This window comes from Paraburkholderia pallida (assembly GCF_004524855.1).
In the GTDB taxonomy this organism is placed as follows: domain Bacteria; phylum Pseudomonadota; class Gammaproteobacteria; order Burkholderiales; family Burkholderiaceae; genus Paraburkholderia; species Paraburkholderia oxyphila.
The window spans coordinates 1,050,293-1,074,031 of record NZ_CP038148.1 but is presented as its reverse complement, the minus strand read 5'-3'; the positions used below and the strand labels follow the sequence as shown (position 1 = coordinate 1,074,031).

At 65.7% G+C, this 23,739-nt stretch carries 21 protein-coding genes, 1 tRNA gene and 1 pseudogene; 12 read left to right on the top strand and 11 right to left on the bottom strand.

Annotation, left to right across the window (positions count from 1 at the left end):
• Positions 1-58: 58 nt before the first annotated feature.
• The 3 genes from E1956_RS04895 to E1956_RS04885 all read right to left on the bottom strand — a co-directional run bounded on the left by E1956_RS04895 (position 59) and on the right by E1956_RS04885 (position 2,933).
• On the bottom strand, positions 59-682 hold the full coding sequence (locus tag E1956_RS04895) for an HAD family hydrolase (protein ID WP_134747639.1): 624 nt from the start codon (positions 680-682) through the stop codon (positions 59-61).
• 103 nt (positions 683-785) lie between these two features.
• Positions 786-2,600: an aminopeptidase P family protein gene (locus E1956_RS04890; protein WP_134747638.1), complete on the bottom strand. Its 1,815-nt coding sequence runs from the start codon at positions 2,598-2,600 to the stop codon at positions 786-788.
• Between the two features lie 69 nt (positions 2,601-2,669).
• Positions 2,670-2,933, bottom strand: a complete 264-nt coding sequence (locus tag E1956_RS04885) for a hypothetical protein (RefSeq protein WP_134747637.1) — start codon at positions 2,931-2,933, stop codon at positions 2,670-2,672.
• A 195-nt stretch (positions 2,934-3,128) separates the two neighbouring features.
• Here E1956_RS04885 and E1956_RS04880 point away from each other — a divergent pair, with 195 nt between their 5' ends.
• From E1956_RS04880 to E1956_RS04850, 7 genes and pseudogenes are all read left to right on the top strand, one after another.
• Positions 3,129-3,875, top strand: a complete 747-nt coding sequence (locus E1956_RS04880; protein WP_134747636.1) for a response regulator transcription factor — start codon at positions 3,129-3,131, stop codon at positions 3,873-3,875.
• 27 nt (positions 3,876-3,902) lie between these two features.
• Positions 3,903-5,171, top strand: a pseudogene (gene hemA, locus E1956_RS04875) (glutamyl-tRNA reductase); the annotation flags it as partial.
• A 249-nt stretch (positions 5,172-5,420) separates the two neighbouring features.
• Positions 5,421-6,503, top strand: a complete 1,083-nt coding sequence (prfA, locus tag E1956_RS04870) for a peptide chain release factor 1 (RefSeq protein WP_134747634.1) — start codon at positions 5,421-5,423, stop codon at positions 6,501-6,503.
• Between the two features lie 42 nt (positions 6,504-6,545).
• Entirely contained in the window at positions 6,546-7,394 is an 849-nt protein-coding gene (gene prmC, locus E1956_RS04865; protein WP_232071270.1) for a peptide chain release factor N(5)-glutamine methyltransferase, read from the top strand.
• Between the two features lie 144 nt (positions 7,395-7,538).
• Complete coding sequence (grxD, locus tag E1956_RS04860; protein WP_134747633.1) at positions 7,539-7,850, top strand: Grx4 family monothiol glutaredoxin; 312 nt, start codon at positions 7,539-7,541, stop codon at positions 7,848-7,850.
• Positions 7,851-7,992: 142 nt separating this feature from the next.
• Positions 7,993-8,616: a UbiX family flavin prenyltransferase gene (locus E1956_RS04855; protein ID WP_043285054.1), complete on the top strand. Its 624-nt coding sequence runs from the start codon at positions 7,993-7,995 to the stop codon at positions 8,614-8,616.
• A 160-nt stretch (positions 8,617-8,776) separates the two neighbouring features.
• Positions 8,777-9,571 carry a DODA-type extradiol aromatic ring-opening family dioxygenase gene (locus tag E1956_RS04850; protein ID WP_134747632.1) on the top strand — a complete coding sequence of 265 codons (795 nt, stop codon included), beginning with the start codon at positions 8,777-8,779 and terminating at the stop codon, positions 9,569-9,571.
• 105 nt (positions 9,572-9,676) lie between these two features.
• Here the strand turns inward: E1956_RS04850 and E1956_RS04845 are convergent, their stop codons facing one another.
• Complete coding sequence (locus E1956_RS04845) at positions 9,677-11,272, bottom strand: APC family permease (RefSeq protein WP_134747631.1); 1,596 nt, start codon at positions 11,270-11,272, stop codon at positions 9,677-9,679.
• Positions 11,273-11,703: 431 nt separating this feature from the next.
• Between E1956_RS04845 and E1956_RS04840 the strand changes: the two genes are divergently transcribed.
• Positions 11,704-11,907, top strand: coding sequence for a cold-shock protein (locus E1956_RS04840; RefSeq protein WP_027797379.1), 204 nt, complete (start codon positions 11,704-11,706; stop codon positions 11,905-11,907).
• A 141-nt stretch (positions 11,908-12,048) separates the two neighbouring features.
• Here the strand turns inward: E1956_RS04840 and E1956_RS04835 are convergent, their stop codons facing one another.
• From E1956_RS04835 to E1956_RS04825, 3 genes are all read right to left on the bottom strand, one after another.
• Positions 12,049-13,311 carry an Hsp70 family protein gene (locus E1956_RS04835; protein WP_134747630.1) on the bottom strand — a complete coding sequence of 421 codons (1,263 nt, stop codon included), beginning with the start codon at positions 13,309-13,311 and terminating at the stop codon, positions 12,049-12,051.
• Positions 13,312-13,547: 236 nt separating this feature from the next.
• Positions 13,548-14,150, bottom strand: a complete 603-nt coding sequence (locus E1956_RS04830) for a nitroreductase family protein (protein ID WP_134747629.1) — start codon at positions 14,148-14,150, stop codon at positions 13,548-13,550.
• Positions 14,151-14,328: 178 nt separating this feature from the next.
• Entirely contained in the window at positions 14,329-15,612 is a 1,284-nt protein-coding gene (locus E1956_RS04825) for an MFS transporter (RefSeq protein ID WP_134747628.1), read from the bottom strand.
• Between the two features lie 162 nt (positions 15,613-15,774).
• On the opposite strand from E1956_RS04825, the gene E1956_RS04820 reads away from it, so the two are divergent.
• Positions 15,775-16,473, top strand: a complete 699-nt coding sequence (locus E1956_RS04820) for a TetR/AcrR family transcriptional regulator (protein WP_134747627.1) — start codon at positions 15,775-15,777, stop codon at positions 16,471-16,473.
• A complete protein-coding gene (locus tag E1956_RS04815; protein WP_134747626.1) occupies positions 16,470-17,060 on the top strand; it encodes a DUF1415 domain-containing protein in 591 nt (196 codons plus the stop codon). The genes E1956_RS04820 and E1956_RS04815 overlap by 4 nt, the downstream gene beginning before the upstream one ends.
• Positions 17,061-17,125: 65 nt before the next feature.
• Here the strand turns inward: E1956_RS04815 and E1956_RS04810 are convergent, their stop codons facing one another.
• On the bottom strand, positions 17,126-17,995 hold the full coding sequence (locus E1956_RS04810; protein ID WP_134747625.1) for a class I SAM-dependent methyltransferase: 870 nt from the start codon (positions 17,993-17,995) through the stop codon (positions 17,126-17,128).
• Between the two features lie 387 nt (positions 17,996-18,382).
• Here E1956_RS04810 and E1956_RS04805 point away from each other — a divergent pair, with 387 nt between their 5' ends.
• Positions 18,383-18,703, top strand: a complete 321-nt coding sequence (locus E1956_RS04805; RefSeq protein WP_028218417.1) for a hypothetical protein — start codon at positions 18,383-18,385, stop codon at positions 18,701-18,703.
• A gap of 194 nt (positions 18,704-18,897) precedes the next feature.
• Here the strand turns inward: E1956_RS04805 and E1956_RS04800 are convergent, their stop codons facing one another.
• Positions 18,898-20,052 (bottom strand): methyltransferase, encoded by a 1,155-nt coding sequence (locus tag E1956_RS04800; RefSeq protein WP_134747624.1) that lies wholly within the window; start codon positions 20,050-20,052, stop codon positions 18,898-18,900.
• A gap of 311 nt (positions 20,053-20,363) precedes the next feature.
• On the opposite strand from E1956_RS04800, the gene E1956_RS04795 reads away from it, so the two are divergent.
• Positions 20,364-23,015 carry a type IIG restriction enzyme/methyltransferase gene (locus tag E1956_RS04795; RefSeq protein ID WP_134747623.1) on the top strand — a complete coding sequence of 884 codons (2,652 nt, stop codon included), beginning with the start codon at positions 20,364-20,366 and terminating at the stop codon, positions 23,013-23,015.
• Positions 23,016-23,083: 68 nt separating this feature from the next.
• Here the strand turns inward: E1956_RS04795 and E1956_RS04790 are convergent.
• Both E1956_RS04790 and E1956_RS04785 read right to left on the bottom strand, forming a co-directional pair.
• Positions 23,084-23,159 (bottom strand) — tRNA-Thr (locus tag E1956_RS04790).
• Between the two features lie 18 nt (positions 23,160-23,177).
• Positions 23,178-23,675, bottom strand: a complete 498-nt coding sequence (locus E1956_RS04785; RefSeq protein ID WP_134747622.1) for a ClpXP protease specificity-enhancing factor — start codon at positions 23,673-23,675, stop codon at positions 23,178-23,180.
• Between the last annotated feature and the right edge of the window lie 64 nt (positions 23,676-23,739).

The following is a 23,739-nucleotide window of genomic DNA, read 5'->3' as shown; positions in this document are numbered from 1 at the left end:
GGTACGCGCAAGGGCGCGGGTACGCGTAGCAGGTGCACGGGCGCGCGCAGACGCGCCCTCAGACCGGCAAGCCGAGCTCGCGCAGCTTCGCGTCGGTGCTTGCGTTGCTCGTGTGATGCACGCCGTGCCAGCCGAGCGCCGTGGCGGCCTGGGCGTTGCACGCGCTGTCGTCGATGAAGACGAGCTCGCCGGGCGTCACGCCCGGCAACTGCGCCTCGATGCGGCGGAACATTTCGTGGAAGATCGCCGGATCGGGCTTCACGAGCTTCACGCGCCCCGAGACGACGACGTCGCGGCAACGCCTCAGAATGCCGAAGCGCTCCCACGCCCACGGAAACGTCTCCGCCGACCAGTTCGTGAGGCCGAAGATCGGCACGTTGCCGGCTTCCAGACGCTCGAAAGTCGCCACGCCGCCTTCGAGCAGCCCGCCGATCATCTCGTGCCAGCGCTCATAGAACGCGCGAATGAGCGCCTCGTGCTCGGGGAACCGGGCGACCAGCTCTTCGGTGCCCACCGCGATCGGCTCGCCGCCGTCCTGGCGCACCACCCAGTCCATGGCACAGACATGCGTGAGAAACCAGCGGCGTTCCTGATCGTCGGGAATCAGCTTGCGATAGAGATACTCGGGGCTCCAGTCCACCAGCACCCCGCCGAAGTCGAACACCACCGCCTTGATCGCCATGCCTTTGCGCTCCGCCTTATGTTCCGCACCCAGTTCCGCTTTGCATTCCGCTTGATTGCACCCGCTTGATCGCACCCGGTTTGGCCCGGGTGCGTGCGTCGCGTCAGATCGGCTGCGTGCGCTTTTCGAGCCACGCCAGCGCGTCGCCCGAGACGTGCGGCGCGATGCGCACGCGCACCGTCTGGTGATACGCGTTGAGCCACTCGCGTTCGTCTTCGCGCAGGAGCGCCAGATCGATGCAGCGCGTGTCGATCGGGCACAGCGTGAGCGTCTCGAAATTCAGGAAGTCGCCGAATTCCGTGGTTACAGCGCTCTGGTTCAACACGAGGTTTTCGATGCGCACGCCCCACTTGCCCGGCCGATAGATACCCGGCTCCACCGAGGTGATCATGCCCTCTTCCATCGCTGTCCACGGTTCCGCCGGCGCATAGTGCGAAATGACCTGCGGGCCTTCGTGCACGTTCAGGAAATAACCCACGCCGTGCCCCGTGCCGTGGCCGTAGTCGGCGCCCGCTTCCCAGATCGGCGCGCGCGCGATCGCGTCGAGCATCGGCGAGCGGATGCCACGCGGAAACTGCGCACGCGAGAGCGCCATCATGCCCTTGAGCACGAGCGTGAAGTCGCGCTTTTGCTCGGCGCTCGGCGTGCCCACGGGCACCACGCGCGTGATGTCGGTCGTGCCGTCGAGGTACTGGCCACCCGAGTCGATCAGCAGCAGGCCATTGCCTTCGATCACGCTGTGCGATTCGGGCGTGGCGTGGTAGTGCGGCATCGCACCGTTCGCGTTGAAGGCCGCGATCGTGCCGAACGAGAGCGAGACGAAGCCCGGGCGGCGCTGGCGCGCAGCCGTCAGCTTTTCGTCGATGGTGAGCTCGGTGATCGACTCGCGGCCCTGCGCCGCCTCGAACCACGCGAAGAATTCGGCGAGCGCCGCGCCGTCCTGCTCCATGGTCGCGCGCACGTGCTCCGCTTCCGCGGCCGTCTTGCGCGACTTGAAGAACGTGCTCGGATTGACGGCCTCCACGAGCTTCACGGCTGAGGACACCGCCTGCAGCAGCCCGAACGTCACGCGGCGCGGATCGACGAGCAAGGACTCACCCGCGGGCAGCGCCGCCAGCGCATCCGCGACCTGCGCGTAAGGCGCGACGCGCACGTTGTCACGCGCGAGCGATTGCTCGAGGTCCGCCGGCACCTTGCCGTCGGCGACGAAGAGCGTGGCCTGATCCGGCCCGATCAACGCATGCGCGACGAACACCGGGTTGTAGTTCACGTCGGCGCCACGCAGGTTGAAAAGCCACGCGAGGTCGTCGAGCGTCGAAATGAAGTGCCAGTGCGCACCCTTCTCCTGCATCGCGCCGCGCACCTGAGCGAGCTTGCCCGTGCGCTGCGCGTCCGCGTGCGGCGCGACGTGCTCGTAGACCGGCGCGAGCGGCAACGCGGGGCGGCCGCTCCAGACGGCGTCGAGCAGGTCGAGATCCGTGCGCAGCTTCACGCCGCGCGCGTCGAGCGCCTCGGCCAGCGCGCGCGCCGACGCCACGCCAAGCACCGCACCGTCCACCGCGACCGTGCCACCCGCCGGCACGTTGCGCGCGAGCCAGTCGATGTGCGGCGCGCTCTGCTGGCCGCCCATCATCTTCATGAGCTCGATGCCGGTGCCGGCGAGCTGCCGCTCGGCCTGCACCCAATAGCGGCTGTCCACCCACACACCCGCGAAGTCTTTCGTCACGACGAGCGTGCCCACCGAGCCCGTGAAGCCCGAGAGCCATTCGCGCCCCTGCCAGCGGCCCGGCAGGTACTCGGAGAGATGGGGATCGGCGGACGGCACCAGCGTGGCGTCGATGCCCGCGCTCGTCATCGCGGCGCGCAGCGCGGCAATGCGTTCGGGGATCGTGGACGTTTCGGGAAGTCGGGCGTTCATGTTTTCACCTGCGAGAGTAAGAGGCGCGCCTCGTGGGAGCGCTCCATTGCGAGAACGGCTGGTTATTCGTTAGCGACGCGCGCGCAGCGCGACCGACACAGCGACAAAGACAAAGGCGAGCGCCGTGCAAACGGGCCATTCGAGCAGTTCGCCATCGTAGAAGAGTCCGGTGGCGCGACCTGCGGCCTTCGCGAGCGCGGCGCCGGCCAGCGCGGCCGCGACGGCGAACGCGAGCGACTTGCCTGCGGGACCGGAGGCCCGGCGCAGGGGATGGAAGAGCCACCCCGCGCAGCCAATCGCGAGCCCGAGCACGACGATGCCAGACCAGCCCATCAGCGTTCAGTCCTAAGGATTTTCGGAAGAGTCCGATAGGACTGTGGCGGTACGGCGGATAGCATTCTTTAGTCTCTTTTACAACAGTATTTTTACTGGAAAACGGTCGGCTCGGCGCTTCACGCGTAGCGGTTGAGTGTAGGGGGCGGGATGGCGCAAGGCAAGCGCGCCCGGCCTCATCGGCTGGACACTCTTATGCGAATCGCACTTGTCGAACCAGACACGCGCCAGGCCGAAATGATCGAGCGTCTGCTCATTTCAGGCGGCCACGCGTGCCGGCATTTCCACCAGGGAGCCCCGCTCGTCGAAGCGCTCGAAGACGACGCCTTCGACCTGTTGATGGCCGCCTCGTGGTGCGGCGACCTCGGCGGCGACGAACTCATCCCCCGTGCGCGCCGCCTGCTGCCGGGCCTGCCCGCCATCGTGCTGATGGCCTCGCCGCACGAAAGCGAGATCGTCGCGAGCCTGCAAGCCGGCGCAGACGACTGCATCGCCAAGCCCGTGCGCGGCCCCGAAATGCTCGCGCGCATCGACGCCCTGCTGCGCCGCGCCGGCGTGCGCCGTCCGCGCAACCGCGCGCGCCACGGCTTCGGCGATTATCTGTTCGATTCGGCGCGCTATGCGGTGTCGTTCAGGGGCCAGACCGTCACGCTCACGCCGAAGGAATTCCGCTTCGCGCTGCTGCTGTTCACCAACGCATCGCGCCCCGTTTCCCGGGCACGCATTCTCGAAACCGTCTGGAACCTGAACCGCGACGTTCGGTCGCGCACGCTCGACACGCACGCCTCGCGCCTGCGCAGCAAATTGCAGCTTGGGCCTGAGCAAGGCTGGCGTCTGACAACGCTGTATGGTTACGGCTACCAGCTGGAGCGGTTACCTATATCAAATGAGGAGGAGGCTGACACTGCCGACGCGAATGTCAGAAGCGCGGAAAAGTTATAATATCCGCCTAAATCATCGCCCCACGGTATGCAGCTTCTAACGATCGGAATCAATCACCACACCGCGCCCGTCGCCTTGCGCGAACGCGTGGCGTTTCCGCTCGAACAGATCAAGCCTGCTCTCGCGCTGTTCAAGGACGCGTGGTCCGGCGGGCGGCGCAGCCTGAGCGCCCCCGAAGCCGCCATCCTCTCCACCTGCAACCGCACCGAGCTCTACTGCGCGACCGACGCGCACAGCTCGCGCGATTCCGCAGTGGAATGGCTCTCGCACTACCACGGCATCCGCACCGAGGAACTCGCGCCCCACGTCTACACGCTGCCGCAGTCCGAGGCCGTGCGCCATGCGTTCCGCGTGGCGTCGGGGCTCGACTCGATGGTGCTCGGCGAGACGCAGATCGTCGGCCAGATGAAGACCGCGGTGCGCACGGCAACCGAGGCCGGCGCGCTCGGCACCTATTTGAACCAGTTGTTCCAGCGTACCTTCGCGGTGGCGAAGGAAGTGCGCAGCACCACCGAGATCGGCGCGCAGTCGGTTTCGATGGCCGCCGCCGCCGTGCGCCTCGCCCAGCGCATCTTCGACAAGATCGCCAATCAGCGCGTGCTGTTCATCGGCGCGGGCGAGATGATCGAGCTGTGCGCCGCGCACTTCGCGGCGCAGCAGCCGCGCGAGCTCGTGGTGGCCAACCGCACCGCCGAGCGCGGCCGCAATGTTGCCGAGCGTTTCGGCGGCCACGCGATTCCGCTCTCCGATCTGCCCACGCGCATGCACGAGTTCGACATCATTGTGTCGTGCACGGCGTCCACGCTGCCGATCATCGGTCTGGGCGCCGTCGAGCGCGCGGTGAAGGCGCGCCGTCACCGCCCGATCTTCATGGTCGACCTCGCCGTGCCGCGCGACATCGAAGCCGAAGTCGGCCAGCTCGAGGACGTGTTCCTCTACACCGTCGACGACCTCGGGGCGATCGTGCGCGAAGGCAACGCCTCGCGCCAGGCCGCCGTGGCGCAGGCGGAGACCATCATCGAAACGCGCGTGGCGAACTTCATGCAGTGGCTCGACTCGCGCAGCATCGTGCCGGTCATCCGCCACATGCACACTCAGGCCGACGCCCTGCGCCGCGCCGAGCTCGAGCGCGCGCGCAAGTTGCTGGCGCGCGGCGACGACCCCGCCGCTGTGCTCGAAGCGCTGTCGCAGTCGCTCACCAACAAGCTGATTCACGGCCCGACGCACGCGCTCAACACGTCGAGCGGCGAGAGCCGCGATTCGCTCATCGAACTGATGAGCGGTTTCTACCGCCATGGCCAGTCCGCCAAGGGCGGCGATGCGGCATCCAACGCATCGTCCGAAGCCGCTGCATCAAACGATTCGAACAATTCGAACGACCTGAACACGCCGGACGCCTCCGCAGGCTCCTCCGACCGTTACCGTTAGCGGCTCTCGCCGCCAGCGCGAGCCGTGCCACAAGCGCGGCATGCATCCGCAAGACAGGGTTCCCAGCCCGCCGCCCCTTTCCCGCAGTCCTTTCCGGAGCCCGCTCCGCACCGCCCGATGAAAACGAGCATGCAATCGAAGCTCGACCAGCTGACTACCCGCCTGGCCGAGCTGAACGACCTGTTGAGCCGTCCCGACGTGACGTCCAACCGCGACCAGTACCGCAAGCTCACGCGCGAGCATGCGGAATTGGGGCCGGTCGTCGAGCATTACGCGCAGTGGCGCGGTGCGCTCTCCGACGAAGCGGCAGCCAAAGAGCTGCTCGCCGATGTGTCGATGCGCGACTTCGCCGAAGAAGAGGTGAAGGCGGCCCGCGAGCGCATGGCGCGGCTACAGCACGAGTTGCAAATGATGCTGCTGCCCAAGGACCCCAACGACGAGCGCAACGTGTTCCTCGAAATCCGCGCGGGCACGGGCGGCGACGAGTCGGCGCTGTTCGCGGGCGACTTGCTGCGCATGTACCTGCGCTACGCGGAGCGTAGCCGCTGGCAGATCGAGATGATGTCGGCGAGCGAGTCGGATCTGGGCGGCTACAAGGAAGTGATCGTGCGCATCGCGGGCGAGGCGGCCTATTCGAAGCTCAAGTTCGAATCGGGCGGCCACCGCGTGCAGCGCGTGCCGGCCACCGAAACGCAGGGCCGCATCCATACCTCGGCGTGCACGGTGGCGGTGATGCCCGAAGCCGACGAGATCGGCGAAGTCGAGATCAATCCCGCCGACCTGCGCATCGACACGTTCCGCGCCTCGGGCGCGGGCGGCCAGCACATCAACAAGACCGACTCGGCCGTGCGCGTGACGCACCTGCCGACCGGCATCGTGGTCGAGTGCCAGGACGACCGCTCGCAGCACAAGAACAAGGACCGTGCGCTGAAGGTGCTCGCCGCCCGCATCAAGGACAAGCAGTACCAGGAGCAGCACGCGAAGGAAGCGGCCACGCGCAAGAGCCTCGTGGGCTCGGGCGACCGCTCGGAGCGCATCCGCACCTACAACTTCCCGCAAGGGCGGCTCACCGATCACCGCATCAACCTGACGCTCTATCGCCTCGAAGCGATCATGGACGGCGATCTCGACGAGCTGATCGGCGCGCTGGTTTCCGAGCATCAGGCCGAGCAGCTGGCCTCGCTCGGCGACGCGGATTGAGCGCGCTTTGAGCACGGCCCGCACCGCCGCCACCGCCCTGTCGTGAGCACGCCCGCCATCACCGCCGATTTCCTGCTGCGCGCCTCGCCGCTGCCCGCACTCGAGGCGCGCATCCTGCTCATGCACGTGCTGGGCTGGCGCCGCACCGAGCTGATCACGCGTGGCGAACGCCCGCTCGAAGCCGCGCAAATAGACACGTACCGCGCACTAGAAACACGCCGCGCGCAGGGCGAGCCTATCGCGCAGCTCGTGGGCACGCGCGAGTTCTACGGGCTCGACTTCGACGTCACGCCCGACGTGCTGATTCCGCGCCCGGAAACCGAGCTTCTCGTCGAAACTGCCCTGGCAGCCATGGAAGGCCGCCCGCAGCCGCGCGTGCTCGACCTCGGCACGGGCAGCGGCGCCATCGCCGTGGCCATCGCCTCGGCGCGGCCCGATGCGCGCGTCTGGGCCGTCGACCGGTCGCAGGCCGCGCTCGACGTGGCCGCGCGCAACGCCGCCAGGCTGCTCGATGCGCGGCGCCCCGGCGGCGCGCTCACCTTCGTGGCCGCCAGCTGGTACGACGCGCTCGATCCCGCGTTGCGCTTCGACGTCATCGTGAGCAATCCGCCCTATATCGCGAGCGGCGACCCGCATCTCGCGCAGGGCGACCTGCGCTTCGAGCCGCGCGGCGCCCTCACCGACGAAGCCGACGGCCTCACGGCCCTGCGCGCGATCGTCGCCGGCGCTCCGGCGCGTCTCGTGCCGGGCGGCGTGCTCTGGATGGAGCACGGCTACGATCAGGCTGCAGCCGTGCGCGCGCTGCTCGAAGCACAAGGTTTCGCCGATGTCGGCTCCAGGGAGGATCTGGCCGGCATCGAGCGCATCAGCGGAGCACGCCAGGCGGGCTAGCCGCGAGCGGCCCCGGCACGCACGCCGGCAAGAAGCCGCGCAGCCGCCGCACCGCCAGGGTGCGGCCGGCCCGCGCAGGCGAAATCCGCTATCATTTCACTCTGCATTCACCGTTTTCAGCATCTATCAATCCCAAGGTCAGACATGGACACCCAACAGCGCATCAAGCAAATCGTCGACGAAAATGCCGTCGTCCTCTTCATGAAGGGGAACGCGCAGTTTCCGATGTGCGGTTTCTCCGGCCGCGCGGTGCAAATCCTGAAAGCCTGCGGCGTCGACGAGTTCAAGACCGTCAACGTGCTCGAAGACGACGCGGTTCGCCAGGGCATCAAGGAATTCTCGAACTGGCCGACCATCCCGCAGCTCTACGTGAAGGGCGAATTCATCGGCGGTTCGGACATCATGATGGAGATGTACCAGAACGGCGAACTGCAGCAACTGTTCGCCGCGGCGTAAAGCCATTCGAAGCGAAGCGGCGCGGCGCATGCCCGCCGCTTTCGTTTGCCCCCTGCTTCGCCTCGTTCATTCAGCGCGTTTTCGAGTCGCTTCCGCGCCGAAAACACGCCATCTTTCGCGATCTTCTCGCGCCTCGTCTCTTGTGAACGCCACACCCTTTGCCCCGCCCTCCCATCCGCAGACGGCTCCGCGCCGGCTGATCATCGCGATCACGGGCGCCACGGGTGCGATTTACGGCGTACGCATTCTCGACACGCTGCGGCGGCTTGGCGGCGTGGAAACTCATCTGCTGATCTCGTCGGCTGGCTGGCTCAACATCCAGCACGAGCTGCAGCTCACGAAAGACGACCTCCACGCGCGCGCCGATGTCGTGCATTCGGTACGCGATGTGGGCGCCACGATTGCCTCGGGCTCGTTCGCGACCGACGGCATGATCGTCGCGCCCTGCTCGATGAAGACGCTCGCGAGCATCGCGCACGGCCTCTCCGACAACCTGATCGCCCGCGCCGCCGACGTCACGCTCAAGGAGCGCCGCCGCCTCGTGCTGCTCGTGCGCGAGACGCCGCTCAATCTCGCGCATCTGCGCAACATGACCGCCGTGACCGAGATGGGCGGCGTGATCTTTCCGCCGCTGCCGGCGTTCTACAACCAGCCCGCCAGCATCGACGAGATGGTCGATCACACGGTCGCGCGCGTGCTCGATCTGTTCGCGCTCGGCCCGGCGCTCTCCCCGGCGTGGCCCGGCCTGCGCGGCGCCGCGGACTGACTGTCGCGCCACGCCCGAGCCGCGGCAGCGGGGCCGATTATCAACATCGGCGACACAATCAATTCACTGATGCCCCGTTTAATTCGCGCGGGTAGAGTCTTATATTGATCGCAACACGAAACTTCCCGGCTGCCTGACGCAGCCCAAGCCGCCCACGATCATGACCACCCGTACGCCCACCCTGTTTCTCTCGCACGGCGCGCCCACGCTGCCGATCGATCCGTCGCTGCCGTCGGGCGGCTTTACGACGCTCGCGCAGCACCTGCCGCGTCCGAAGTCAGTGCTGATGCTCTCGGCGCACTGGAACACGCTCAAGCCCACCGTGAGCACGGCGGAGCAGCCCGAGACCATCCACGACTTCTATGGCTTCCCGCGCGCGCTTTACGAGATCCAGTACCCCGCGCCCGGCGCGCCCGAGACCGCGCAGCGCGCGGCAGCGCTGCTGCGCGCGCAGGGCGTCCCGGTGGACGAAGAGGCGTACGGCCTCGACCACGGTGCCTGGGTGCCGATGCTGCTGATGTTCCCGGACGCCGATGTGCCCGTCGCGCAGCTCTCGATCCAGCCGCGCGCCGACGCCGCCCACCACTTCGCAATCGGCCGCGCACTGCGCGAGTTGCGCGAAGAAGGCGTGATGGTGATCGGATCGGGCCAGATCACGCATAACCTGCGTGCCGCGGACTTCTCGGCGCGGCCGGAAGACGCCGATCCGCGCGTGGCCGAATTCACCGACTGGTTCGAAGCGCGCCTCGCCGCCCGCGACATCGACGCGCTGCTCGATTACCGCCGCCAAGCGCCGCACGCGGTGCTCATGCATCCCACCGACGAGCATCTGCTGCCGGTCTTCGCCGCGCTCGGCGCCGCCGACGACGACTACACGCTAGGCGTGCAGTCGCTCGGCACCTACCAGCGCGCGCTGGCAATGACGAACTACGTATTCGGCACCGCGGTCCAGTAACGCCCCGACGCACCATGCAACAAGGCCCGCCTGAATCGCTTCAGGCGGGCCTTGTTTGTGGCGGGCCCGCATCAGCGGGCCGCGCTACCGGACAGCGTGCACTGCTTAATGCGCGCCGATGCCTTCGAGCACTTCGTCGTGCTCGTCACGCTCTTTCAGATACGGCGTGCGATAACCCGAGTTCACGCCCCAGTAGTAGAAGCCGAGCGAGATGATCGCAACCACCAGCATGTCCCAGCCGTAGGGAATCAGGTCGTGGCCGCCGAACTGCTTGCTGCCAATCAGCGAGAGGACCGCCATCGTCGGCAGGTAGGCGCACAGCCACCATGCAGCCTTCAGATCCTGGCCCCAGCCGGCCCAGCCTTCCTTGCCCTGGAAGTAGAAGTACACCGGCAGCGCGACGACCATCAGCAGAATGATTTCGCCGGTCAGCGGCCACTTCGCCCAGTACAGGATCATCGAAGCGCATACGAACGCGAACGGCGCGATGACGTTCATGAACGGCACGGTGAGCGGACGCTCGATATCCGTCGCGGCACGCTTGAGCGCCATCAGGGCGATCGGGCCGGTGAGGTACGAGATGACCGTCGCCACCGAGATCACCGCCGCGAGCGAACTCCAGCCGCGGAAGAAGAACATGAAGATGAACGAGACGAGCAGGTTGAACCACATCGCCTGGCGCGGCACACCGTAGAACGGGTGCACGTTGCCGAACATCTTCGGCATCGTGTTGTTGCGCTCCATCGCGTAGATCATGCGCGAGGTCGTGGCCATGTAGGTCGTGCCGGTGCCGCTGGGGCTCACGAACGCGTCCACGTAGAGCAGGATCGCGAGCCAGTTCAGGTTCAGCGCGATCGCGAGTTCGGCGAACGGCGACTTGAAATTGAACGTGTTCCAGCCCTTCATGACGTCCGACGGGCTGACCGCGCCGATATACGCCACTTGCAGCAGCACGTAGATCACGAGCGCGCAGAGGATCGAGCCGATCACCGCGAACGGCACGCTCTTCGACGGATTACGCGCTTCGCCGGCGAGGTTGATCGGGCTCTGGAAGCCGTTGAACGCGAACACGATGCCGCTGGTGGCCACAGCCGTGAAGACCGCCGACCAGCCATAAGGCGCGAAGTCGGTCGACTGGCCGAAGTTCTCGTGGTGGAAACCGGTGGCCATCAGACCCGCGATCGTGAGACCGGGGATGATGAACTTGAAGATCGTGATGGCGCTGTTGGCACGCGCGAAGAGCTTCACACCCCAATAGTTGAGCATGAAGTAAATGATCACGAGAATCGCCGAGAGCCCGAGCCCTGAATGCGTCAATGACCCGTCGACGAACAACGCGTGCGCCCAGGGATAGGGCCAGGTGCTCATGTACTGGATCGAGGCCTCGGCTTCGATCGGAATCACCGAAACGATGGCGATCCAGTTCGCCCAGGCGCTGATGAAGCCTACGAGCGCGCCGTGCGAGTAGCGGGCATAACGGACCATGCCGCCCGATTCGGGGAACATCGCGCCAAGCTCGGCGTAGGTGAGCGCAATCGCGAGAATAACCACGGCGCCAATGATCCAGGCGCAGATGGCCGCCGGACCTGCAATTTTCGCCGCCTTCCACGCGCCGAACAGCCAGCCCGAACCGATGATCGACCCGAGGCCGGTGAACATCAGCGCGAACGGGCCGATGTTCCGTTGAATAGAACTTTTCACGTCTTCTCCTGTTTCAAGAGCAGTTCGACTCCGCTTGCCCCGTCTGTTGTGCGGGCGGGGTTCCCACGGCGGTCGCACCTGCGCGCGGTCAGATTGCGCCCGAAGGCGCAACTCGTGCGCGGCGCGTAGTTTAACGGTTGCACCATCAAAAGGCGTCAAAAATTGACTGGCACTACAAAAAAAACAGCGACTTAGCAAGCTTTGTAAGACATTGTTTCGACCCCGCTGTAAAAATATATGGAGATTCCCTGGGTGCTAGTTGACCTTCCTGCCAATAAGCCGTATAAAGTCCGAGCAGGATTTCAAGCGGCGAGTGTGAATAGGTCTTTCGTAGTTCGCCCATCAACGGTACTCCGGCTGGTCCCATCCCCCTTCCTTGATTTTCGTGCACCTCTTTGGCTTCGGCCTTCATTCATTTTTAGGAAAGTAATATGGAAACCGGTACCGTCAAGTGGTTCAATGACGCTAAGGGCTTTGGCTTTATCACCCCGGACGGCGGTGGCGAAGATCTGTTCGCGCACTTCTCGGAAATCAAGGTTGACGGCTTCAAGACGCTGCAAGAGAACCAAAAGGTTCAATTCGAAGTCCGCACGGGCCCGAAGGGCAAGCAAGCCGCAAACATCAAGCCGGTCTAAGTACCCGCTCTGATCGTCGGCTCTGACCGTCGGGACACCAACCTCTGGTCCTGACTGGCAAGCTTACCGAAAAACCCCACGCTTCTTCTCGAAGGTGGGGTTTTTTATCGCCTGGTGGTTTTGCTGAGAGACGGCAGAGGCTCAGCCGAACAGTCGCTGAGCGTGAATGCCCAGCCCCGTCGCCACGCTGGCGAGGCGGTCGCCGAACACGGGCTGCGCCTGCGGGAAGGCCTCGGCAAGCGCCTGAGTCAGGAACAGCAGGCCCGTGGAGCCGCCCGTGAAGTAGAGCGCGTTCACCGCGCCCGGCGCCACGCCGGCCGCCTGAACGGTGTCGCGTGCAGCCTGCACGATGCGGCGCGTTTCCTCGCGGCCGGCATCGATCAGCTGCGCGTCGTCGAACGCGAGGCGCAGGTCGGCTTCCACCTGCTCCAGATCGATCATCGTCTCCCCGCCCGCCGACACGCCAATCTTCGCTTCCTCCGCGTGCGCGGCCAGCGCGTGGCCCAGACGCCACTCGACCACGCGCATCAGGCGGTCGTGGTACGCGGTGTCGCAATACAGGTGGCGCATGAGCTTGAGCTCGGCCGCCCGCTTGGGGGTATAGACCGTGTTGATGAGGTGCCAGGTCGCGAGATCGAAATAGACGCGGTTCGGCACCTCGCGCCCTTCCGGATCGAGCGACTGGTAGCCGAGCTCGCGCAGGATCGTCGCCAGCTCCACGCGGCGGTCGAAATCCGTGCCGGCCACGTGCACGCCATGATGGGCGAGCACGTCGTCCTTGCGCTGGAGACGCGTCATGCGCTGCGGCCCGACACGCACGAGAGAAAAGTCCGAGGTACCGCCGCCAATGTCGGCCACGAGCACGAGGCCCTCATCGGTCAGGCGCGACTCGTAGTCGAACGCCGCCGCAATCGGCTCGTACTGGAACTCGATCTCCTTGAAACCCACGGAACGCGCGGCCGCTTCGAGCTGGTCCTGCGCAAGCTGGTCGGCACGCGGATCTTCGTCGACGAAGAACACCGGGCGGCCCAGCACCGCTCGCGTAATCGATGCTCCCGAGCAGCGCTCGGCGCTGCGCTTCAGGTGATCCAGAAAGATCGCGATGATTTCCGTGTAGCGGATCGCGCTGCCATCACCGAGATCCGTCGTGCTTTCCGCGAGCGGCGAGCCGAGGATGCTTTTCATCGAGCGCATGAGGCGCCCGTCGAAGCCATCGATATAGGAGGCGAGCGCCGCGCGGCCGAATTCGCGGGTGTGCTCGTCGGTATTGAAGAACACCGAGGTGGGCAGCGTGGTGTGCGTGCCTTCCACGGGCGCGAGGCGCATGGCCTCGCCCGGTGCGGCGCCTGGCAGCGCCACGGCCGAATTGGAAGTACCGAAGTCGATCGCGCAAAACGGGGTCATGGCAATGACGCGCAGCGGACGCGCGCAAGGAGGAAGGCTGGGAGGACCGGCTTTGTATCACGAAAGCGCGGCGCGGGGCAACCGATGGGCGGTGATGCGTCCCCGCAAGGAAAAAACGCGCGGCTCGTGCCGCGCGTTTTCTCTTCTGTTGCATTGCTGCTGCGGCGCTTGCCAGCGCCTTTATTGTCGAGTTTGCGTCCGCCTTTGCTTCATCGATCAGCGGCGGACAGCAAGCCTCAGCCCTTGAACGGCTGCTTCCACGCGTTCGCGTAAGCGATCTCGCCTACCGCCGAGCGCGTGCGCTCCGCCTTCTCGCGCTCGCGCAGCACGGGATCGAGCTTTTCAGCGTCGCCGTAATGGCCGATCGAAATGAACGCGAGCGGCTCCACATCGTTCGGCAGCGCGAATTCCTTGCGGAACGCGTTCACGTCGAAGCCGCTCATCTGGTGCGCGGCCAGTCCCAGCGCATGGGCCTGCAGCACCAGCGACATGGCCGCCGCGCCGGCGTCGTACTGCGCCGTGCGGTTGACTTCTCCCTTCGCGTTGAGCGTCTGCGCCGTCACCGCGATCAGGATCGGGGCGGGCGCATTCCATTGCTGGTTGAACGGCACGAGCGTCGAGAAGGCACGCTTGAACGCGACTTCATCGGCCGAGCGGTCGAATACGATGAAGCGCCACGGCTGCAGGTTGTAGCCCGACGGCGCCCAGCGCGCGGCCTCGATCACGGCGTGCAGCGCCTCGCGCGAGACGGGCTCGCTCGAATAGGCGCGCGGGCTCCAGCGGCCAGCAATCAGTTCGTGGATGGGCACGGCTGTCGGTGCGGGTTTGTGCTTCGTCATGCCTTGTCTGTCCTGGAAGGTTGCGGGCGCTTGCCCGGGGCAAACAGGATACCTGTGCCGTGTGAAACGCGCTTGAGCATCGAAAGTGCCGCATCGACTTCGACGTTTCGGCATATCGGGCTGCGACGCGGCGCCCGAGGGTGCCGATCGCGCCCGCACCTGGCGCCTTCGCCCCGCCTCAGGCCGTCTGCACGCCGACCGCCCGCGGCCCGCGATTGATGCGCAGCACCAGGAACGAGGCGATCAGGCAAAGGCCGCCCGAGATCATCGAAGCCACCGTGTACGTGCCGAGGCTCGAGCGCAGCAGGCCCGCGCCGAAAGCCGCGAACGCCGCGCCCAGCTGGTGGCCCGCAACCACCCAGCCGAAAATGATCGGCGCGCGTTCCTTGCCGTAGACGTCGGTGGCAAGACGCACGGTCGGCGGCACGGTCGCGATCCAGTCGAGACCGTAGAACACGGCGAAGATCGGCAGTCCAAAGAAGTCGATCCCGAACGCGTGCGGCAAATAGATGAGCGACAGGCCGCGCAGCCCGTAGTACCAGAACAGCAGCACGCGGGCGTTGAAGCGGTCGGAGAGCCAGCCCGAGAGCGTCGTGCCGAAGAGGTCGAAGATGCCCATCGTCGCGAGCAGCGAAGCGCCCTGCACTTCCGTCATGCCATAGTCGCCGCACATGGCGATCAGGTGCGTGCCAACGTAGCCGTTCGTGCTCGCGCCACAGATGAAAAAGCTGAAGAACAGCAGCCAGAAATCGCGCGTACGGCTGGCCGATGTGAGCGCGCCGAACGCAAGCTTGATCGGATTTTGCTGCGGCGCCGGCGGTGCGATGGGCGCGTCATGCGGCTCGCCGTACGGGCGCAGCTGCATGCTGGCCGGCCGCTCCGGCAACAGGAACACCACGAGCGGCAGCACGACAGCAGCCGCCACCGCGACCACCAGCACCACCGACTGCCAGCCGTGCTTCTCGGCGATCGCGGCGAGGAACGGCAGGAACACGAGCTGCCCCGTGGCCGAGCTCGCCGTGAGAATGCCCAGCGCGAGACCGCGATGCGTGGTGAACCAGCGCGTGACGACGGTCGCCGAAAGCGAGAGCGCCGCGACACCCGTCGCGCCGCCCACCATCACGCCCCAGATCAGGATCATCTGCCACGGATGCGTCATCAGCGCCGAAAGCGCCACGCCCGCCGCCATCGTTGCGAGCGCCGCGAGCAGCGTGGGCCGCACGCCGAAGCGCTGCATCGCGGCCGCCGCGAACGGCCCCATGAGCCCGTACAGCGCGATGTTCACCGAAATCGCCAGCGAGATCGTCGCGCGGCTCCAGCCGAATTGATGCTCGAGCGGCACCATCATCACGCTCGGCGTCGCGCGCGTGCCGGCGGCCGCCAGCAGCACGAGGAACACCACTGCCACGACGAGCCATCCGTAGTGAAAACGCCCGCCGACCATTCTCGCTGCCCAGTTCATCCGTGCTCCTGTCGCTCCATCTGGAGCCCGCTTCGTTGAGTTTCTTCTGCCCTGCCAGCTCGCAGACCGCACGAATTGTTACCGACCGGTCACAAGTGTGTTGCGATAGTAGTGACCGCTCGGTAACATGTCAAGCGTAACCCCGATGACGAGATGCCAAAAATGTCCAATCTGCCCAAACGCGAGGACGCCGCCTCCCCCCGCTCCGCCGCACCCGACGCCGCGCGCCGCACGAGCCGCGCGCGCACCCAGACGGCCGGGCCGCGCGCCCAGGAGCACCTGCTGATCGCGGCGGACGAATTGTTCTATCGGGAAGGGGTGCGCGCGGTGGGCGTCGAAGCCGTGGTCGAGCGCGCGGGCGTCAACAAGATGAGCCTCTACCGGCAGTTCTCGTCGAAGGACGATCTGGTGGTCGCGTATTTGAAGCGCTGTGACGAGCGCTTCTTCGAACGCTTCGAGGCGAGCATCGCGAAGCATCCCGGCGATCCGAGAAGGCAACTGGTCCAGTATTTCGAGGACCTCGCACAGCGTGCGTCGGCGCCTGACTACCGTGGCTGCCCGTTCGTCAACGTTTCGACCGAGTTTCCGGACGCCACGCATCCGGCGCGGCAAAGCGTGACCGCGAACAAGTCGAAGCTGGTCGCGCGGCTAAGCGAGCTCGTGCGCGCCGCCAATGCGGCCAATCCCGCCGCGCTCGCCGACGAACTCGCGTTGCTGATCGAAGGCATCTACGCGGCCAGCCAGACCTACGGGCCCGGCTGCGGGCCGATTCTCGCCGCGCCGCGCATGGCGAAACTGCTGATCGATGCAGCGTGTGGGGCGTCGGGTGCCGTCGCCGCCACCGGTAAAATGCCGTCATGACCGACACCGCCGCTCCCCGCGCAACGGGCGCCCAGCCCGACCACGCAGAAATCCTCGCCGCCACCCGCCATTGGTTCACGCGGGCCGTGATCGGCCTGAATCTCTGTCCATTCGCGAAGAGCGTGCACGTGAAGGGCCAGATCCGTTACGCGATCAGCGAGGCGACCGACCTCGAAGGCGTGCTCACCGACCTCGAAACCGAACTGCGCATCCTCGCGGATGCCGACCCGGAGCAGCTCGACACGACACTGGTGATCCTCCCGCACGCACTCGCCGACTTCCTCGACTACAACGACGCGCTCCATTTCGCCGACCTGCTGCTCGGCCAGCTGCGTCTCGAAGGCACGCTGCAGATTGCGAGCTTCCATCCGGACTACCAGTTCGAAGGCACCGAGCCCGAGGACATCGAGAACTACACGAACCGCGCGCCGTATCCGATCCTCCATCTCCTGCGCGAGGCCAGCATCGAGCGCGCCGTGGACGCGTTCCCCGACGCCGCCGACATCTACGAACACAATCAGGAAACGCTGCGGCGCCTCGGCCTCGACGGCTGGCGCGCCTGGATGGCGAAGCGCGACGAGGACTGAGCCTCATCGCAAGCTTGAAGGCTGCCGGATGAGCGCCCAGGGCCTGTTCACGCTGATAACAGGCCCTAGCCTGCGCTCGAAGTATCGGCCGGCTCGACTGCATCGTCGCCATCGACGAAAAAGCGCTCGCGCAGCTCGGCAAGCCCGAACGTATCGAGGATCTCGTTGAGACGCTCCGTGGGCCGGCGCCGCGGCAAATTCTTGTACTGCGCGACGATGAGCTCGTTCTTCATCGAGTGCTCCCAGCCCACCAGCTCCGTCACGCTCACCTGATAACCGTGCGCCTCCAGTTGCAGGCAGCGCAGCACATTGGTGATCTGGCTGCCGAACTCGCGCGTATGCAGCGGATGGCGCCAGATTTCCGTGAGCGCCTGGCCGAGCGACTTGCCCTTGTTCCGGCGCAGCACACCCGCCACTTCGGCCTGACAGCACGGCACCACGACGATGTAGCGCGCGTGCTTCTTGAGCGCGAAGCGCAGGGCGTCATCGGTGGCGGTATCGCAGGCATGCAGCGCCGTGACGATATCGACCGTGGGCGGCAGTTGCGCGGACGTAATTGAATCGGCCACCGAAAGATTGAGAAACGACATGCCGGGAAAGCCGAGCCGCTGCGCGAGCTCGCGCGAACGCTGCACGAGCTCGTCACGCGTCTCGATGCCGAAGATCTGCGACTTGTCCCGCAGCTCCTTGAAAAAGAGGTCGTACAGGATAAAACCAAGATACGACTTGCCCGCGCCGTGGTCGACGAGCGTCACGTCGTGGCCGTCCTGCTTGAGCTCATTGAGCAGCGGCTCGATGAACTGATACAGGTGATAGACCTGCTTGAGCTTGCGGCGGCTGTCCTGGTTCATCTTGCCGTCGCGCGTCAGGATATGGAGCTCCTTCAGGAGTTCGATCGACTGGTTCGGACGGATTTCGTAAGTCTTGCTTGACATCGGGGCGGCACTAAAAAGGGGCGTCAATTACCCCGAAACGTGCGGAAGGCGACGGAACGAGGCAACCAGATCTGACATTTTACGTAAAAAGCTCAAAGAGGCCGCAGTCCAGAGGGGACGGCCCGAATGTCGTACTGCTGGAAGACTCAAGCGTCCGGATCGCTGACCCACGTCCGGACGGCAGGGAGGGGTTGATTAAAAGAGACGCGGCGGCGCTGTGCTGCCGCGTCCAGAAAGGACCAATTTGGGGCGCGACTCACCGGCGACGGACCGGGAATGCGCGCATGGGAGGTCGCTCCGGGTTCACAGGAAGCGATGACACAGGTACGGCGCAGACCCCGCTGCGCGATGACGCACGGTGCTGCGCGACCCTGCATGGGGCATGCAATGAACACGATACCGGACGGTAATGCGGAGCAAAAATTTCAGGAACTGCTGGCCAGGCTCGTAGAAGTGCCCGAGTGGACGGAAAAGCAGCAACTGGAGCTGGAAATGGCCCGCGACATCTCAGTCGAGATGCTGCGGCTTGCTGAGGAAATGCGCGACGGCGCGGCGGATCTCGAGAGCTGCCTGATCCTGCTGAAGTACGCCAAAGTGCTCGATTTCGTGATGTCCGCGCTGGCAGCGCGCAGAGACATCAAGCCGCAAACGCTCAGGGTGATCTTCAAGCTCGCCGGCCTTAGGGTCGATGAGGCTTACCCAGGCTAGTCTGGCTGATCTGGCCCGGCTGGCCAAGGGCCGTCGAAGCGCGCCGCGGAAGCGGCTTTTCGGGCAGGCGGCAGCGCCTGCCACAGTCGCGGGCCCGGCACCTCGCCGGGCCATCTCCTTTTTTGGCCGCCCGAATCGGCATGCGGCGGCTTTGCCTTTATTCTCGCTTTGCCCCCTCTGCCCCCTTTACCCCTTTACGACCCGGCACGCACCTTCAGACGCCACAGCGACGTGAGTTCCGCCGCGCGCGCCCGGTGAAGCGGGTCGTTGGGGTCGCTCGCCTTGGGATGGCGCGGCCGGATGTCTTCGCGCCCGGCTACCTCTAGACCGGCCTGGGCGATCATCTCCATCAGCGCTTCGCGCGTGCGCAAGCCAAGGTGCTCCGCAAAATCGGAGAGAATCAGCCAACCCTCGCCGCCCGGCTCCAGATGGTCCTTCAAGCCGGCGAGAAAACCGCGCAGCATGCGGCTGTCCGGATCGAACACGGCGTATTCGATGGGCGACGCCGGCCGCGCCGGCACCCAGGGCGGATTGCAGACCACGAGCGGTGCGCGCCCTGCCGGGAACAAGTCGGCCTCGATCACTTCCACGCGTTCGCCATAGCCGAGTTGTGCGAGGTTCTCGCGCGCGCAGGCCAGCGCTCGCGCGTCCTGATCGGTGGCGATGACGTGCTTCACGCCGCGCGCGGCCAGCACCGCGGCAATCACGCCCGAACCGGTGCCGATATCAAAAGCCCGTTCCAGCGACGGCAACGGCACACGCGCCACCAGATCGAGGTACTCGCCGCGCACCGGCGAAAAGACACCGTAGCAGGGGTGGATCCGTGCACCGCCCAGCGCGGGAACCTCCACGCCCTTCTTGCGCCATTCGTAGGCGCCGATCAAGCCGAGAACTTCGCGCAGCGACACCGCCGAAGGCGCCCCATCAGGCGCGCCCCACGCCTGCTCGCACGCGAGCTTGACATCGGGTGCGCGGCGCAGCGGGATTGAGTAATCGCCTTCTAGCGGGAGCAGGACCATGCCGAGCGTGCGCGCACGCTGCGCCTGCGCCTGGCGATGCAGATGAAACGCCTCGAGCGGCGTAGCCGCCGGCTTCGGCGCGGCGGCGGGCTTGCGCGGCTTGTGCTCCGCGCGGCGCGCCATGGCTTGCAGCAGTTGCCGCGCGTTCTGGTAGTCGCCGCGCCACAACAGCGCGGTGCCTTCGCAGGCGAGACGGTAGGCGGCGTCGGCCGTCGTGCGGTCGTCGGCAACGACCACGCGCCTGGGCGCCGGCACGCCCGCCTCCGAACGCCAGCGAACGGTGCGCGGGCCGTCCGTGTCGGGCCAGCTCAAGGTGGGAAAGTCGGTCATAGGATTCGGATGCTTAACGGCTCGCCGTGACGGCGCGCCTCGATATGCGGCGCCATCATATAGCAGAGCACGACCCTGCGTTGCGCCGGGACGTCCATCGTACCGGCATGCCGGCATCATCGCGCGGTGCCGCCCGCATGTCGACCGGGCTGGATGGTTCGAGCCAGATGTCCCTGGCCCGATGGTCCACGCCAGATGACCCACGCCGAATGGCCCGAGCCCGATGGCACAGGCCAAGCGGCATAGAACGAACGGCAGCGCATGGCCAGTAAAATGAGCGGCAATCCGCGCAGGGGCGCACAAACCAGAACATGGCAGAGACGAATCAGACTAGTCGTGCGAAACGCGCGAGCAGCACCGGTCCACGAAGCGCGAGCACAAGGAGCGCGAGGCGCGCCGGACTCGACGCGGACTTCTACGCCGGGCTGCTGCGGATCGCCGGCCTGGACGAAGGCGTGGCAAGCGGCAAGACTGTCGTTGCGCGTTGCGCGCCCGATGAGCGCCGGTCCGGCGCGCTTGTCGAGCTGGCAATCGCTCGCATGGAAGCGAGCGAAGCGCGAACGTTGAACACGGCGAGCGCGCACCACCAGACTTGTGCGCTGGATCGAGAAGCGCTCACCTTTCGCACGGCGCTGCGGCTTTGCATCGCCTGGATCGGCCGCGTCATGCTCCTCAAGCTGTTGGAGGCGCGCCTGCTGGTGCTGCACGACGGCGACCCCACCTATGCCTTCATGCGCAGCGAGCGCATTCCCACATTCGCCGATCTCGATACGCTCTGCCGCGAAGTACTCGGCAATAGCGCGGCTGAAGGCGGGACGCCGCGTCGCCACCCGCATTTGCCGCGCTTTGATGGCTCGACGTTCGAGCCCGCGGATCTCGTGGAGCATGCGATCACACTCGGCTCGCTCGATTCCGCGCTGCCCCCTCACGCGCGCAATACGGCCACTGAGCTGCTTGATTTCCTCGATGCGTTCGAGTTCGGGTTCGACGCGAATGCGGACGCAAACGCGCGCACAGACAAAAAGCGCGTCGACGCCGCGACGCTCGGCCTCGTCTTCGAAAAGCTCAATGGCTACCGCGACGGCGCATGGTACACGCCGGGCAGCATCGCCATGTTCCTTGCGCGCGAAGCCGTCGCGGGCGCGGTGCTTGGGCGCTTCAATCGCGTCCAGGGCTGGCATTGCACGACCATCGATCAGCTATCCGAATCAATCAGGGATCGCGAAGAAGCACGCGCGATATTCGCTGCGTTGCGCGTGTGCGACCCGGCTGTGGGCACCGGGCATCTGCTCGCTTCCGCACTGGACGAATTGCTCGCGATCAAATCGCGGCTCGGGTTGTTCGACGATCGGGAAGATCATGCACTCGCGGGATTGCGTCTCGAAGCGCTGGAGGACCGCCTTGTCGTCGAACGTGCCAATGACGGCACGCGTGCACAGCAACTGCGCATCGACGCCGCGCTATATCGCGAGAAGCGCGCGATCGTCGAATGCAACCTCTTCGGCGTGGATATCGATGCTCAAGCGCTCGGCCTGGCACGCCTGCGCCTCGCGTTCGAATTGCTCGCGCATGCCGCGTACGACGACGAAGGTGCTTTCGCCACGCTACCGAATCTCAAAGCCCATTTGAAGCAGGGCAACGCCGCGCTGTCCTGCATCGCTTTCGATGCAGAACGGGAGGACTCTACGCCTGCCGATACCGCGCCGCGCGTTGCCCCCGCGGCCGGGTCTGACGCCTTCGAATGGCAACGCGAATTCCCCGCGATTTTCGTCGGCGATCACGCGTCCAAGGGCTTCGATGCCGTGATTGCCAACCCGCCCTACATCGATTCCGAACGCATGATCAACGAAGGCCAGAAGCCGCTGCGTGAAGCACTCACCCAGCGCTGGCCGAGCGCGCGCGGCAACTGGGACCTCTACATCGTCTTCATGGAACTGGGCCTCGCGCTCACCGCACCACACGGGACGATGGCCTTCCTCACGCCCGACAAATGGCTCGCGAAGCCCTTCGGCGCCGCGTTCCGCTCGCACCATCTCGAGAAGATCGCACGCGTCGTCGCGCTGGGCCGCGATGTGTTCGAACGCGCGATGGTCGATTCGATCGTGACCGTTTATCGCAAGTCCGGTACGGACTGCATAGAAACGGCTCGCCTCGAAGGCACAACGCTGACGCCGCTCGCGCGTGTGCGCAAACGCGACCTGGAAGCGCCGTGGGCGCTCGATGCGCTGCTCTCGCCCCACTACGCGTTCGTCCAGCGACTCATACGCGCGCACCCAGCGCTGGGCTCGCTGCTGCGCTGCGAGAACGCGTGCGCGACATCAGACGCTTACCGGCTCGCGCCGTTGATCGATGAAGCGCAAGAGGGTTTCGACGCGCGTCGTCACTATCGCGTGGTCAACACCGGCACGTTGGGCCGTTACGCCTCGCGCTGGCACAGCAAGCCGATGACCTATCTCGGTCGCCGCTACGCGCAGCCTACGGTCGAGCGTTCGCGTTTCGCAGCAACCTTTGCGAATAGCTACCGCACAAGGGCGGACGCAAAAAAGGTGATCGTGAAAGGCCTCACGCATCTGCACGCGACACTCGATCTCGCCGGCGATACGATCCCCGGCAAGACAACCCTGATCCTGTGCTCCGACGATGAGAATCTGCTGAAATTCGCGGCCGCGGTGCTCAATTGTCCGCTCGCGGGATTTGTCACGCGCGCACGCTTTGGGGCGTCGAGCTATAACGGCGGCGTGGCGTTCACCAAGGCGATGATCGACGCATTGCCGGTGCCTGCGGACGCGGGAGTGCGGGCGGAAATCGTGCGCATGGTGGACGTATTGCTGCAGTTGAACCAATCGGGCAATCGAGCGCAATGCGAGGCGCTAGCGCAGGAGATCGATTTTGTGCTTTACGCGGCGTATGGGTTGGGAGAGAAAGAGATTGCGCTGATCGAGAGCCTCGGCGGGAGACGCTAGCGAAGCCACTAGCTCCCAACGAAAAACGGGTTACAGCTGCATGAGCTGTAACCCGTTTTCGATGCATTTGGTGCCGGCTGCAGGACTCGAACCCGCCACCTGATGATTACAAATCAACTGCTCTACCAGATGAGCTAAGCCGGCGTAGCCCGCTATTCTACTTCATTTCACGATCTTAAGGTGGCCCTTTCCGCCCTTCGCTGCACCGTCGTCGCCTTTGTCCTTCTCGGGCGCCGAGACTGCCGGCTCCGGCGTCGATGCCTCATCCGTCACATCCGCAGCAACGGGCACCGCGTCTTCGTCATGCTCCTGCGCGGAAGGCAGCACGTCATCGGCATCGCCGGGAGGCGCGTCGACCGGGAACGCCATGCCCTGGCCGTTCTCGCGCGCGTAGATCGCGAGCACGTTCGACACGGGCACCTCGATCTTGTGCGACTTGCCGGAAAAACGGGCGTGGAACTCGATCATCTCGTTGCCCATCTGCAGCTGGCTCGTCGCCTCGAAGCTGATGTTCAGCACGATCTCGCCGTCGCGCACGAACTGGCGCGGCACGCGCGTACGGTTGTCGACCCGCACCGCGATATGCGGCGTGAAGCCGTTGTCGGTGCACCACTCGTACAGCGCGCGCAGCAGGTACGGCTTGGTGGAAATCTCTTGCATCAACAATCCTCTGACGAGGCGGCACAGCCAGCAGAACAGCCCGTGGCCGCCGCCTCCTGTTACA

Coding starts and splice junctions, on each gene's coding strand:
- E1956_RS04850 (WP_134747632.1), top strand. CDS start 8,777: ATGACCACCCGTACGCCCACCCTGTTTCTCTCGCACGGCGCGCCCACG.
- E1956_RS04805 (WP_028218417.1), top strand. CDS start 18,383: ATGAACACGATACCGGACGGTAATGCGGAGCAAAAATTTCAGGAACTG.
- E1956_RS04795 (WP_134747623.1), top strand. CDS start 20,364: ATGGCAGAGACGAATCAGACTAGTCGTGCGAAACGCGCGAGCAGCACC.
- grxD (WP_134747633.1), top strand. CDS start 7,539: ATGGACACCCAACAGCGCATCAAGCAAATCGTCGACGAAAATGCCGTC.
- E1956_RS04895 (WP_134747639.1), bottom strand. CDS start 682: ATGGCGATCAAGGCGGTGGTGTTCGACTTCGGCGGGGTGCTGGTGGAC.
- E1956_RS04880 (WP_134747636.1), top strand. CDS start 3,129: ATGCGAATCGCACTTGTCGAACCAGACACGCGCCAGGCCGAAATGATC.
- E1956_RS04800 (WP_134747624.1), bottom strand. CDS start 20,052: ATGACCGACTTTCCCACCTTGAGCTGGCCCGACACGGACGGCCCGCGC.
- E1956_RS04890 (WP_134747638.1), bottom strand. CDS start 2,600: ATGAACGCCCGACTTCCCGAAACGTCCACGATCCCCGAACGCATTGCC.
- E1956_RS04815 (WP_134747626.1), top strand. CDS start 16,470: ATGACCGACACCGCCGCTCCCCGCGCAACGGGCGCCCAGCCCGACCAC.
- prfA (WP_134747634.1), top strand. CDS start 5,421: ATGAAAACGAGCATGCAATCGAAGCTCGACCAGCTGACTACCCGCCTG.
- E1956_RS04840 (WP_027797379.1), top strand. CDS start 11,704: ATGGAAACCGGTACCGTCAAGTGGTTCAATGACGCTAAGGGCTTTGGC.
- E1956_RS04785 (WP_134747622.1), bottom strand. CDS start 23,675: ATGCAAGAGATTTCCACCAAGCCGTACCTGCTGCGCGCGCTGTACGAG.
- E1956_RS04830 (WP_134747629.1), bottom strand. CDS start 14,150: ATGACGAAGCACAAACCCGCACCGACAGCCGTGCCCATCCACGAACTG.
- E1956_RS04825 (WP_134747628.1), bottom strand. CDS start 15,612: ATGAACTGGGCAGCGAGAATGGTCGGCGGGCGTTTTCACTACGGATGG.
- E1956_RS04835 (WP_134747630.1), bottom strand. CDS start 13,311: ATGACCCCGTTTTGCGCGATCGACTTCGGTACTTCCAATTCGGCCGTG.
- E1956_RS04820 (WP_134747627.1), top strand. CDS start 15,775: ATGTCCAATCTGCCCAAACGCGAGGACGCCGCCTCCCCCCGCTCCGCC.
- E1956_RS04810 (WP_134747625.1), bottom strand. CDS start 17,995: ATGTCAAGCAAGACTTACGAAATCCGTCCGAACCAGTCGATCGAACTC.
- E1956_RS04885 (WP_134747637.1), bottom strand. CDS start 2,933: ATGGGCTGGTCTGGCATCGTCGTGCTCGGGCTCGCGATTGGCTGCGCG.